Genomic DNA, 13,647 nt, shown 5'->3' on the forward strand with positions numbered 1-13,647 from the left:
CTGTTTTTATAAATGAGGGGTAGTATGATATGAATAGAATAGAGATTAAAGATTTTTCGATAAAAATAGATAAAGATAAAGTATTAAAAACTTTGGGGTGTTTTGAGGGGAGCAGTGTGTATGGAACTGTTTCTTCTTATTTTGACGAGCTTGAAGAAACGGTGATGGATTTACTGTCCCCGCGTGCAGTTGCCGTAACGGAGGGTATGAAAGCATATTGCATACTTACGGTCGGTGAAAAAATTAGCGGAATATCAAAAAGCTTTTTTGACAACGGTGAGGGTATGAAAGGTATACTTGTTGACGCAATGGCGGACGAGTATCTTTTTATGGTGGATGATGTGCTTGCCGAAAATATAAAGCTTTTGTGTGCAAAAAAGTCTTGGGGTGTTAAAAAACGTCTTGATGCACCGAAAGATTTTCCGCTTTCTCAACAATCCGTTATTGTCGTGAAAACAGGCGTTGACGGAATAAAAATGACAAGCGGTTTTATGTTTGAACCCGTAAAAACTTTTGGCTACATACTTGAATTTACGACTGATGAAAAGGTATTTAACGCACAGCACGACTGTTCAAAGTGTTCTAATTTTGACTGCCCGAGAAGAAGTAATATAAAAAACGGCAGATTTGAAGTGCTGTCGAGTTATGAGTATAAACCGAATTTTAAAGATGGTGACAGTGCAGTCTGTATTGATATAGGTACAACTACTGTTGCTTTTGAACTTGTGACGGATAAGGGGACACTAAAAACATACAGAACAATTAATCCTCAAAGACGTTTCGGACTGGATGTTCTTTCAAGAATCGAGTCGGCAAACAGAGGAAGGTTGGACGAGCTTTCGGCTGTTATGCGTTATACGATTATAAGCGGATATAAAAAAGTGACCGAAGAATTTGGGGACACTAAAAAAGTTGTTATCGCGGGCAATACAACAATGGTACATCTGCTTATGGGATATTCTTGCGGTACACTCGGTGAATATCCTTTTAAATCAAAACACTTGGGGACACTAAAAACTACGCTTGATAAAGTTACAAAAAGTAAGGTTTCGCCGATTGAAACAGTTGTATACGGCGGTATATCTGCGTTTGTAGGTGGCGATATAGTGAGCGGACTTTATATGAGTGATTTTGATAAATCGGATAAGGTTAATATGTTTATTGACCTGGGTACAAACGGTGAAATGGCGTTGGGCAATAAGGATAAAATGATTGTTACGTCTACTGCCGCAGGACCTGCTTTTGAGGGCGGAAGAATTTCGTGCGGAATAGGTTCGGTTGACGGTGCGGTATGCGGTGTTGATTTAAAAATGGGGACACTAAAAACTATCGCGGATAAACCGCCTGTCGGTCTTTGCGGAACGGGTATAATTGAGTTGGTTTCGGAATTGCTTGACGAAAAAATAATTGATAAAACGGGTCTTTTGAATGACGACTATTTTATAAACGGTTATAAGGTCGCGGAGGACGTTGTGTTTACGCAAAATGATATTCGTCAGGTGCAAATGGCAAAATCGGCGGTGAGAGCCGGTATTGATGTGCTTGCGAAGTCGTGGGGAACAGAGCTTTCACAAATTGATACGGTGTATCTTGCCGGCGGTTTCGGTTACGGTCTTTCGATTGAAAAGGCTTGCAATATCGGAATATTGCCGCGTGAGTTTTTGGGTAAGACGAAAGTTATCGGTAACAGCTCGCTCGGCGGTTGCGTCAAATATGCCGAAAGGCAGGACGGCGATGAAAGAATCGGTCGTATAAAGGAAATCAGTTCCGAAATTTCACTCGGAAACAGTGAAGATTTTGAAAAATTGTATATCGAATATATGAATTTTTGAAAGAAATAAAAAGTTACGCAAAACTAACAACGGCATAGTTAAGCCATATTCGAAAAACATCAATATTTTTTTGAAAAAAATTCAAATTTTTTGTTGCATAATCATAAAAATAATGCTAAAATATATGTTAGATTGGCACAACAGAGTGAACCATAGCAAACATTGTACACTCTGATGAGAAAAAAATTAATTTTTAGAGGAGGTTTAACTATGTCATACGCACAAGACGTACTAGCAAAGTTAAAAGAGAAAAACGCAAGCGAGCCTGAATTTATACAGGCGGCAACAGAGGTTCTAACATCACTTGAACCTGTATTTGAGAAGCATCCTGAATTCGAGAAGGCTTCATTGCTTGAGAGAATAGTAGAGCCTGAGAGACAGATTATGTTCCGTGTTCCTTGGGTTGACGACAACGGTAAGGTACAGGTAAACAGAGGTTTCAGAGTACAGTTCAACAGTGCTATTGGTCCATACAAGGGCGGTCTAAGACTTCACCCATCAGTAAACCTTGGTATTATCAAGTTCCTTGGTTTTGAACAGATTTTCAAGAACTCACTTACAACACTTCCAATCGGCGGTGGTAAAGGCGGTAGTGACTTCGATCCTAAGGGTAAGTCAGACAGAGAAGTTATGGCATTCTGCCAGAGCTTTATGACAGAGCTTTTCAGACATATCGGTGCTGATACAGACGTTCCTGCCGGTGATATCGGTACAGGTGCAAGAGAAATCGGATTTATGTTCGGTCAATATAAGAGATTAAAGGACGTATATGAAGGCGTTCTTACAGGTAAAGGTTTAACTTGGGGCGGTTCACTTGCAAGAACTCAGGCTACAGGCTACGGTCTTGTATACTACGCTCAGGAAATGCTTAAGGATTTGGGTACTGACTTTAACGGTAAGACAGTTGCTATTTCAGGTGCAGGTAACGTTGCTATTTACGCTTGTGAAAAGGCACAGCAGCTTGGTGCAAAGGTTATCACTGTTTCTGACTCAAACGGTTATGTTGTTGATGAAGAAGGTATCGACCTTGCAGCAGTTAAGGAAATCAAGGAAGTTAAGAGAGGCAGAATTAAGGATTATCTTAACTACAGACCAAATGCTAAGTATGTTGAAGGTGCAGGTCTATGGCAAGCAGTTAAGGTTGATGTTGCTCTTCCATGTGCTACACAAAACGAATTGCTTATTGACGACGCTAAGGCTCTTGTTGCAAACGGTACAATGATCGTTGCAGAAGGTGCTAATATGCCTACAACTCTTGAGGCTACACAATATCTACAAGAAAACGGCGTTTACTTTGCTCCTGGTAAAGCATCAAATGCCGGTGGTGTTGCTACTTCAGCTCTTGAAATGAGCCAGAACTCACAAAGACTTTCATGGACATTTGAAGAAGTTGATGAAAAGCTACATAACATTATGATTACAATTTACAAGAATTCTGTTGCTGCAGCTAAGGAATATAACTGCGAAATCGGCGGAAAGACTAACCTTGTTGCCGGTGCTAATATTGCCGGATTTATGAAGGTTGCTGACGCTATGATGGCTCAGGGCGTTTGCTAATTATAATATTTTGAATTTTAAAAGGTGTTTCCAATCGGAAACACCTTTTTTGTATTGGTTGATGTATTTTATTGTATTATGCCACCCCTCAGTCAACTGCATTGATAGCTCCTCTCAAGGGGAGCCTTTATGAAGTTCATCGGCAATTTTATTCGTAGGATACGGTACCTCGACGTTCCGTATCCCTTACCACCACTCCACCGCAAGCGGTCCCCCTATCCTCAAGGAGAGGCTTTTGAATAACAGCCAATCCAAAGGCTCCCATAGAGGGGAGCTGTCGGCTATGCCGACTGAGGGGGGTTCTTGTTTATTCTCTATTTTAAAATGTGCGGCCAATGATCGCCCCTACATCGTTAATAGGCGACCAATGATCGCCCCTACGTCGTTAATGTGCGACCGATGATCGCCCCTACATCGTTAATGTGCGACCGATGATCGCCTCTACGTTGTTAATGTGCGACCGATGATCATCCCTGCGTCGTTAATGGGGGACCGATGATCGCCTCTACATCGTTCGTAACAACTCATCATTACTGAAACGGGTCATTCTTTGGTGAATCGTCTGTTTTTTTATAAACCGACAATGTATTATTACCGTCGCAAAGTGCGATGAACACATCTTTCACATTGCCGATTTTTTGCTTTTGCAATTCATTTTCAAGCCACTTTTTATTATTGCCGCTGAGTTTTAAATTTTCCTCCATAATATGTCCGTCAAGAACAACTGTAAAGGACAGCTTTTCTTGTTTTGCTGCGATGTTCATATCCTGCACATTAGCAGGGCGTGCCTGTACTTTGGGCAAAAACGATATTTTACCGTTTTGTTCAAGTATTGCGGTATCGACATCATCTAATGTGAAAAAACCGTTTATTCTGCATTGTACAAGGAAATCGTTTATATCTATTTTTGAAGTCTTAAAATTTTTCTGATATATTTTACCGCTTTGCATTAAAACTATTGACCGTCCCGTAAAGAAACGTCTTAGTTTAATATTTTTTTCGGTAAGATATGATATAAACCACATAATGACGGTATAAATTACTATCGCAGTAAGGGGATAGTAAAACTTGCCGTCAAGCGAAGTCGCCATTTCGGCGGCGATAGAGCCGATAGTTATACCGTTTATATAGTCGAACATACTCAATTCCGACATTTGCTTGTTGCCGATTATTTTTGTTGAGAAAAACAATGCGATGATTGAGCCGACTGATGTAAGTATAATTTTTATAAATTCCATAATAATCTCCGTTCTTTTGGATGGTAAATATATTAATAGTATGCACAAAAAAACAGTATTTTAAAAATACTGTTTCAGATTTTCTATATTCATAATAATATTTTTCATTTCGGGATAATCTCTAATAATTCGTTTAATACATCGTCTGCAAAAATCGGCTCTTAAAAAAGCATTGTCGCGCATTTGCTGTTTCATACCCCATGTATGCGTAAACATATTGTCGCCGTTTTTAAAAAGCCTGTTCAAGTCCGAAAATGACATAATGCTCATATTGAGCTTTTTTGCACACATAGGCAACATACGCTGTTCCGCAAACACCATATATGCAAGTCTGTCGTTTTGTTCGCTTGTATGACGCATAAATTCGATTGATTTATCCGTATAATAACGGAGCAGTTTTTCGTTTTTTATTACACAAAATGCGGTGTTACACGCTTTTATGTTCCAATCAAAATCAATGTCAAATTCATAGTTATCCATATGAAAGAAGTCTATTGGGGGATAAACGTCCGGATAGAGATTTTCAAAGTGGATAACCGACACATCGGCGAGTTTTTCTTCGTCGAGTTTCTCCCACACGACAAAATCCGTGTCAATCATTGCAACAGGTGCGTTTTGCTCCTTTAGGGCAAATATTTTGCCAGCCGCCCAAAAAACATTGCTGTTGACATCGACATTGTCAAGAATATTTTCAACACTGTTCCAAATAACGTCAAGACCTGTTTTTTTATAATATTGTGCACCTACGGAATCGGTAACCATTTTTATATTACCGTTTTTTTCACGCCATTTCAATGCGGAAAGAATTGTTGTGAGTATTTCAAAATCTTCGATTTCATAAGGTGCGTTAAATTTGTTTCTGAAAGGCTTTGTCCAATTTATATGTATTGCGTCCATATTGCCACCTATATGAGATTAATTCCGTAACCGTTTATATATATACACCCACTGCCTGTTACAAAGCTTGTGGCAAATGATGATTGTGCCGAGGTGGTGTATGATGATGAATAGCTTGTTATGTATTCGTACTCATATTCATATTGATATGATGTTATATATGACGTTATATAGGAAGAAACCGAAGGTGAATGTTCGCATATCTGTGGTGCAAATTGCGGTACAAATCCGATACAATTTATGTTGTGCTTTTTCATATCGTCTTTTTTGAATTTTGCTTTTGCGGATATTTCGCCTATTGATATGTATGTTACACCGGCTATTTGAGGTAATATAAAGTCGTTATCGCAAAGCCCGATTGACGTACAGCATAAGTTTAACGCATTGTCAAGCTCGTCCTGCGTAAATGCGATTGTGTCAAATGTCATACGTTAACCCCCCTATATAAAATATATTATAATTATATCATAAAAATGATAAAACGGATAGAGTTATTTTTGAAAAAAACCATCCTCAATCATTTTATTTATCTGTGCACCGAACAGGAATATGTTCATACAAAAATAAAGCCAAAGCATTAAAAATACGATTGCGGCAAGTGAACCGTAAACGAATGAATAATTTGAAAAGTGTTCTATATATATTGAATAGAAGAATGAGAACACCATCCAGCCGACCGCCGAAAATGCCGCACCGGGAAGCTGTGCCTTAAAGCGATTGTCCTTTTTAGGCAGAAACTTGTAGAACAGTGCGAATACAAAGGTAAGATAAATCATAAATATAAGTATCTTGCCTCTTAAAAAGAAGTCGAGCAATGTCGAGAAAAACGGCGAATGTGAATTGATAAAGTATTCGAGCTTGCTTCCGAAACCGAAAAACACAATCGTCAAGATAAGTGCCGCAATAAATGCAAGCGTATATAATATAGAAATAAGTCTGCCGATAAAGTAATTTTTGCTGCGTGAACGGTAGACTTTGTTAAGTCCCGTATACAGTGCCATAACGCCCCTTGACGCAAGCCAGAGTGTTGATACGGCGGTTACGGAAATGACTTGCACCGAGCCGCTTTTGGTAAATAAATCGGTTATTGTTTCCGTAAGAAACGTGCTGATTGCCGCAGGGGCAAATGAATTTATTGTGTGCAATATTGAGTTTATGTCTATATTAATGAACAGTTTGATTATTGAAAGTACAAGCATACTGAACGGTATAACCGAAATTATAATAAAAAAAGATGCCTGGGCGGCGTATATGCTCAAATCATCACCGGTAATTTTCAATATAAATTTTATGATTTTTGAAAATATGTCTTTTATCGTTTTCATAAAACTTTCTCCTATCAGTTACTATATTATAATATAACACATATTGAATTTTTAGTCTACTAAATTTAATTAACATTTGCGTTATATTACCTTGACAGTGAGTGAGTATTAGTATATAATATCCACATAAAAGGGGAGCTTTTCGGCTGAGAGGAAGTTTGACTTCGACCCATTGACCGTATGCGGGTAATGCCGTAACGGGATTTTGGAAACAGCTCTCTTTTTGAGAGCATTTTTTTATGCTCAATAAAAAGAAAGAGGAGATATATATGAATTATACAACACAAATGGATGCCGCTAAAAAGGGTATTATAACACCTGAGATGGAAATAGTGGCTAAAAAAGAAAATATAACCGCAGAGGAACTTCGTGAAAGAGTTGCAAGAGGCAGTGTTGCAATTCCTGCAAACAAAATGCACAAGGCTATAAGTCCGGAAGGTGTCGGCGAAGGTCTTAAAACAAAGATAAACGTAAATCTCGGAATTTCAAAGGACTGTACGGATTACAGTATTGAATGGGAAAAGGTTAAGATGGCTGTTGATATGAAAGCTGAGGCTATTATGGACCTTAGCTGTTACGGCAAAACTCACGAATTCCGTCAGAAACTTATTGACGAATGCCCTGCTATGATCGGTACAGTGCCGATGTATGATGCGGTTGGTTATCTTGATAAAGAGCTTGCAGATATTACGGCTGACGAATTTTTGGAGGTTATAGAGGCTCACGCTAAAGAGGGTGTTGACTTTATGACAATTCACGCAGGCATAAATCGCAGAACTGCTCAAATATTTAAAGAATCGGGTGGCCGTCTTACAAATATCGTTTCAAGGGGCGGTTCGTTGATTTTTGCTTGGATGGAAATGACAGGCAATGAAAATCCGTTTTATGAGTATTATGACAAGGTGCTTGACATACTTGCAAAATATGATGTAACAATCAGCCTTGGTGACGCTTGCCGTCCGGGTTCTACACATGATTCGACAGACGCGTCGCAGATTACGGAGCTTATTGAGCTTGGTATTTTGACAAAACGTGCTTGGGAAAAGAATGTACAAGTTATGGTTGAAGGTCCGGGACATATGACGATAGATGAGATTGCGGCAAATATGAAACTTGAAAAACGTCTTTGCCATAATGCACCGTTCTACGTATTAGGTCCTCTTGTAACCGATATTGCACCGGGATACGACCACATCACTTCTGCAATAGGCGGTGCTATTGCAGCGGCAAACGGTGCTGATTTCCTATGCTATGTAACACCTGCGGAACATTTAAGACTTCCTAATGCCGATGACGTTAAAGAGGGTATTGTGGCTGCTAAAATCGCCGCTCATGCCGCTGATATGGCTAAGGGTGTGCCGGGTGCAAGAGATATTGACAACAAGATGAGTGACGCAAGAAGACGTGTGTGCTGGGACGAAATGTTCCAATATGCTATTGAACCTGAAAAACCACAGAGATATTATAACGAATTGCCGCCGGAAGAAAAACATACTTGCTCAATGTGCGGTAAGATGTGCGCTGCAAGAACTATGAATAAAATTCTCGCCGGTGAAAAGGTTGATGTTAAATAATTGAATGTGTACATATTTAAAGCGGATAACTAAGGTTGTCCGCTTTTTACGTGGGAAAATAGGCATTGCGGAGATGTTGTGAGCAATGTAGGGGCGATCATTGGTCGCCCCATACGGAGGGATGGGAGATAAAAGATATGAGAGAGCCACCCCTCAGTCAACCGCGTTGACAGCTCCCCTCAAGGGGAGCTATGCGGAATGCGTTGTGTGTCGAAAGCCTCTCCTTGAGGAGATGGGACCGCTTGCGGTGGAGTGGCGGCATGGAGTTATGTAACAAATTCGACGCTGTATTTATTAAAAACGGTGTTTTTGAGGATGTTTTTATTAATGAAAATTTATTCAATAAAAAATTTATTATAATAAGAAGAAACTCGAACGAAAATGAGTAAAATATGATGTGATTAAAAAAATATTTTAAAGAATTTCTCAGAGATTTTGACAGGAAAAACCGCACAGTGGTGCGGATTGTAGCAATTTCTTCACAACTTCTTAAAATTTTGTAACAAAGTTGTAATATTATGTGCAAGTTTTAACATAAATCGTTCAATATCTTGCGTGGGATAAAAAAATATGTCAATATATTGTAGTTGTAAAGTTTTTTATGTTAATCATAAATGTAATATACTGTAAAAACAATGAACAAATTTTTGTAATATTTCAGCTTAATTACGCGAATGTTTCAGCTGTTTTACTGTAATTTTACAAAAACAATACAAAAATTTTAAGAAATTTAACATTTTTACTTGCCAAAGGCTTGACACAGCTATTTTTTAGTGTTACAATACAGTCAACGTTCAAAAAGCAAAGACTATGAACGTAAGACAAAATATTAACGCGGATAATACAAACATAGAAAAAAACTCATAGGGTAAAGGTCTTTAAAGTGAAAAGGAGAGATTATATCTTGAATAAGTTAGCAAAGAAGATTATCTTATCTGTTATATCGATGTCAGCGGTTTTAGGAACTTCTGCTTTTGCGGCAGACCTAAGCGGCTGGGCTGTATCCGACTACCAACAGGCTAATGAAGCCGGCCTTGTTTCGTACTCGGTGGTTTCAAACAACCTAAAGGATAACATAACTCGTGAAGAGTTCTGTGAGCTTGCGGTAAACTTATACGAAAAGCTTACAGGTGAAGATATGATAGAACCGGAAGTGTCACCTTTTGAAGATACAGATAGCATGGCGGTAGCCCAAGCTTACTGTTATGGAATGGTTTCCGGTACAGGTGATAATACATTTACACCTGATAGACTTGTGACACGTGAAGAAATGGCAAAAATGCTTGTAAGTACACTTACTGCAAGTGAAGTCAATTTTAACCTTTCAGACGGTTATGACGACGCTGATGTTGTCAACGCATTTGAAGATTCTGACGAAGTTAGCTCTTGGGCTAAATCATCGGTAATTACAATGCTTAACTACTCATTAATGAGCGGTGTTGACGATGAAAACTTCTCGCCGTTGGGTTCAACAACAAGAGAACAAGCCATTTCAAGTATCAATCGTTCATACAATACATTTAAGAGCGGTGATTATTCAATCGAACTTCCTGAAATAACACTTCCGGAAGACGGTGCAGAAATTGAAGAAGGCAACTTTACAGTGTCTTGGACACCTGTAAGTAATGCACAAGCATATCACGTTATTATAAAGGACGCAAACGCAAGTTCAGTTCTTTTGTCAGACGTATATGACGGCGAAAGCGTTGAAGTCAGCGAAGGTTCGCTTAGAGCCGGTAATGATTACTCAATAACAATCGGTGCTGTTATTGCAGACGGCTCAGAAGTTTACAGCCTGCCTGTTGACTTTAAATATGTGGCAAAGCCGATAATACCAAACAGTGAATATATTCAGGAAAATCCTGCCGCACAAGGCTTGCTTACAGAAGCGGCTAAATATCTTGGCGTACCGTATCTATGGGGCGGTACAACACCATCAGGTTTTGACTGTTCGGGATTTGTACAGTATGTATGCCGTGCAAACGGTATTTCAATACCTCGTATAGCCGATGACCAACTTCACGGTCCGGGTACATATGAAACAAGAGGCGAACTTCAACCGGGCGACCTTGTATTCTTCGGAAGTGGCGGTTATGCATCTCACGTTGGTATGTATGTAGGCGACGGAATGATGATTCATGCTCCGTCAACAGGTAAGGTGATTCAATATACTTCTATTGACTCAAGTTACTATTCATCAAGATTTTTGGGCGGTAAAAGGGTAATTGATTAATATGTATAGTAAAACGGACTGTAATGTTATTTGCAGTTCGTTTTTTTGTGGCTAATGATTTGAACAAATATGATTATATATTTTGTGCAATATTTTTTTAAAAAACACTTTACTAAATTAAATTGATACAGTATAATAATATAGTAATTATAATTTAAAGGGGAAATTTAATATGAATATCAAAAAAGTATTTACATTTGCACTTGCAGGTGCGTTGAGCATATCAATGCTTGCAGGCTGTGGCAGTTCATCAAACGAAAGCACAACAAGCGAGTCTAAGGAAGATACATCATTGACAGATGTACAGGCGGCAGGTCACTTTACTTTGGGACTTGACGCAGACTTTGCACCTATGGGCTTTACAGATGATAACGGCGAAATCGTTGGATTTGATATAGATCTTGCAAAAGCAGTCGGTGAAAAGATGGGCGTGGACGTAGAAGTTAAACCGATAGATTGGGATTCAAAGGATATGGAACTTTCGTCAGGTAAGATTGACGTTATCTGGAACGGTTTCTCAATCACAGATGAAAGACGTCAAGAAGTTCTTTTCTCTAATCCTTATCTTTCAACAAAGCAATCAATCGTTGTTAAAAAAGGTTCTGATATAACAAAGAAAGCCGACCTTGCAGGCAAGAAGATTGCACTTCAGGACGGTTCAACATCAGAAGACGCTTTGAAAGCTGATACAGCTACATACGAATCGGTCGGCGATGACAACATTTCTCGTTTCAAGGAAAATTCACAGGTTCTTATGGAAGTTGATTCCGGTAGAGCAGATGCGGCTGTAATTGATGAAGTATTCGTAAGATACTATTTGCAAAAAGAAAACTTGCTTGACAAGTACACAGTTCTTGAAGAAGGTTTTGATGAAGAAGATTACGGTGTCGGCGGAAGAAAAGGCGACTATGCACTTATGGAGGCTATAAACAAGGCACTTGACGAGTGTAAAGCAGACGGCACAACTTCGGAAATTTCACAAAAATGGTTTGGAGAAGACCTAATTAAATAATTAAAAATAAGCAAACCGTTGGAATAACGTATTTCAGCGGTTTGTGCATTTATGGAGAATACATATGCAAGATTCTATTAAGTATATTTTACAAATACTGCCTCAAATGCTTGAGGGTTTAAAGATTACAATTAAATTATTCGTGGTGACACTTGTGCTGTCGCTGCCTCTTGGACTTTTAATATCACTTTTCAAAGAAGCGGTAAGCAAAAGACCGACTGATAATTTTGTTATCCGATGGATTGTGAAAATGCCAATCCGATTTATTATAAATGTGTATCTGTGGGTATTCAGAGGAACACCGCTTTTGCTGCAGTTGTTTTTCTTCTACTTCGGACTTACATATGTAACATTGCCGAACGGTGAGTCGATAACGCTTTCGATGTTTACGGCGGCAGTTATTTCATTCGTGCTTAATTACGCGGCGTATTTTGCGGAAATATTTCGCGGCGGTATAATAGGTGTGAGCAAAGGACAGTATGAGGCGTCAAAGGCATTGGGACTCACAGGAATACAGACTATGCGATATGTAATAGTTCCGCAGATGATAAGAACAGTCATTCCACCGATTGCGAATGAAACAATCGTGCTTGTAAAAGATACGGCATTGGCATCGTCAATTGCACTTATCGACTTGTTAAAGGCGGCTCAACGTGCCGTAAACAGAGATATGCGTGTATCTCCGTACCTTGTGGCGGCGCTTTTCTACCTTGTTATAACGCTTATTTTGACATTTGGATTTAACTATGTGGAAAAACGGTTGTCTATATCGGAACAGGGTGTAAAATAGAATATAATTGAGGGATATTGCATAAATTGCGGTATCCCTTTTGTGTTAATTGCAGTATTACTTTTTTTTGAACAATTATATCTGCTTTTTGTATTTATTTTTTGTATAAAAGAAGGTAAAATACAATTAATATGATAGCGTAAAGTAAGAAAGGGAGAGAATTAAATGAAAAAGAAACTATTATCTATAGCTGCAGCGTGTGTACTTGGTGTGCAGGCTATAGCAATGCCTATGATTGCAAATGCCGAACAAGGCACACATTATGTGGAAAAATCTGATTTTAATGACGTTTCTATCGGAGGAGCTAAGGGTACAGGCTATTATGGTCTTGGAATCATTATGGATGGTTCTCCATGGCTTTCAAAGGGTAGTGCGAGCGTTCATTATCAGACATTCTATCATGATGATCAAAGAAACGTAAATTATTGTAACTTCTGGTCAAACAGTGATAAGACAGGTTCGGGCGACGGTGCAGGTTCAATGTATTTCTATAACAGAAACCTTGCTAAGACAATGGGACCTTATGGTATCGCCGAATATGACGTTCGTCTAAAAGCTGATACACAGGATTTCAACTTTATGATGGGTTGGTTTGAAGACCCGACAAGCAGTGGATTTAATGCGGCAACTCAAGTTGCTTTGAATCTAAGATTCAGCCTTAACGGTGTAACAGCAAATAACGGTGTAAGAACAGAAAATTTGGCAACACTTCAAGCTGATAAGTGGTACAAAGTAAGAGTTACTCTTGATAACAACTTTGAAGAATACAGTGCTGTTGTTACTGATGTAGAAACGGGGAAGGTAGTCGGCTCACTTCTTGATGCAGCTTACCAAGCATCAATTCCATCAGGTGTCACAGGTATTAAGACAACGTGTTGGGGTTATATAAGAGGTAACACTTATGACTTTGATTTGACTAATGTAACAATCGGTAAGTCAGATACAAAGTATTCGGCTCAATAATGTAAATTAAAATTACCGCTCTTGGAGCGGTAATTTTTTGTGCTTTTATAGGATTAGTGGTTGCAGAAAGTGAAAACTACAATATATAGTGTGGCAAAAAGAAAAATGAAAAAAGTTCAAAAAAAATGAAAAAAAGTGTTGACAAAAGGGGTAATAGAGTGTATAATAATCAAGTCGTCAGTTGAGAGGGCTAAAGAACACGGGAAGAGAAGTGTTCGGGTTGAGA

11 protein-coding genes are annotated in these 13,647 nt (G+C 38.8%); 7 read left to right on the forward strand and 4 right to left on the reverse strand.

Going from position 1 to position 13,647, the window contains the following annotated elements:
- The first annotated feature begins 29 nt into the window (after positions 1-29).
- Complete coding sequence (locus LKE05_RS01395) at positions 30-1,832, forward strand: ASKHA domain-containing protein (protein ID WP_308455695.1); 1,803 nt, start codon at positions 30-32, stop codon at positions 1,830-1,832.
- A 210-nt stretch (positions 1,833-2,042) separates the two neighbouring features.
- Entirely contained in the window at positions 2,043-3,389 is a 1,347-nt protein-coding gene (gdhA, locus tag LKE05_RS01400; RefSeq protein ID WP_022229745.1) for an NADP-specific glutamate dehydrogenase, read from the forward strand.
- Positions 3,390-3,919: 530 nt separating this feature from the next.
- Here the strand turns inward: gdhA and LKE05_RS01405 are convergent.
- The 4 genes from LKE05_RS01405 to LKE05_RS01420 all read right to left on the reverse strand — a co-directional run bounded on the left by LKE05_RS01405 (position 3,920) and on the right by LKE05_RS01420 (position 6,849).
- Positions 3,920-4,627 carry a DUF421 domain-containing protein gene (locus LKE05_RS01405; protein ID WP_308455696.1) on the reverse strand — a complete coding sequence of 236 codons (708 nt, stop codon included), beginning with the start codon at positions 4,625-4,627 and terminating at the stop codon, positions 3,920-3,922.
- A 60-nt stretch (positions 4,628-4,687) separates the two neighbouring features.
- Entirely contained in the window at positions 4,688-5,524 is an 837-nt protein-coding gene (locus LKE05_RS01410; protein ID WP_308455697.1) for a DUF6734 family protein, read from the reverse strand.
- Between the two features lie 8 nt (positions 5,525-5,532).
- The gene (locus tag LKE05_RS01415) at positions 5,533-5,952 is read right to left on the reverse strand and encodes a hypothetical protein (protein ID WP_308455698.1); all 420 of its coding nucleotides are present in this window, start codon (positions 5,950-5,952) and stop codon (positions 5,533-5,535) included.
- 63 nt (positions 5,953-6,015) lie between these two features.
- Positions 6,016-6,849 (reverse strand): YihY/virulence factor BrkB family protein, encoded by an 834-nt coding sequence (locus LKE05_RS01420; protein ID WP_117967841.1) that lies wholly within the window; start codon positions 6,847-6,849, stop codon positions 6,016-6,018.
- Between the two features lie 269 nt (positions 6,850-7,118).
- Between LKE05_RS01420 and thiC the strand changes: the two genes are divergently transcribed.
- The 5 genes from thiC (at position 7,119) to LKE05_RS01445 (ending at position 13,421) form a co-directional block, all read left to right on the forward strand.
- Positions 7,119-8,423: a phosphomethylpyrimidine synthase ThiC gene (gene thiC, locus LKE05_RS01425; protein WP_308455699.1), complete on the forward strand. Its 1,305-nt coding sequence runs from the start codon at positions 7,119-7,121 to the stop codon at positions 8,421-8,423.
- A gap of 904 nt (positions 8,424-9,327) precedes the next feature.
- On the forward strand, positions 9,328-10,656 hold the full coding sequence (locus tag LKE05_RS01430; RefSeq protein ID WP_308455700.1) for an NlpC/P60 family protein: 1,329 nt from the start codon (positions 9,328-9,330) through the stop codon (positions 10,654-10,656).
- Between the two features lie 172 nt (positions 10,657-10,828).
- Positions 10,829-11,668, forward strand: a complete 840-nt coding sequence (locus LKE05_RS01435) for an amino acid ABC transporter substrate-binding protein (RefSeq protein WP_022229752.1) — start codon at positions 10,829-10,831, stop codon at positions 11,666-11,668.
- Positions 11,669-11,732: 64 nt separating this feature from the next.
- Positions 11,733-12,458: an amino acid ABC transporter permease gene (locus LKE05_RS01440; protein WP_308455701.1), complete on the forward strand. Its 726-nt coding sequence runs from the start codon at positions 11,733-11,735 to the stop codon at positions 12,456-12,458.
- A gap of 165 nt (positions 12,459-12,623) precedes the next feature.
- Positions 12,624-13,421, forward strand: coding sequence for a hypothetical protein (locus LKE05_RS01445; RefSeq protein WP_022229754.1), 798 nt, complete (start codon positions 12,624-12,626; stop codon positions 13,419-13,421).
- Positions 13,422-13,647 lie beyond the last annotated feature (226 nt).

The organism is Hominilimicola fabiformis (assembly GCF_020687385.1).
GTDB lineage: Bacteria > Bacillota > Clostridia > UBA1381 > UBA1381 > Hominilimicola > Hominilimicola fabiformis.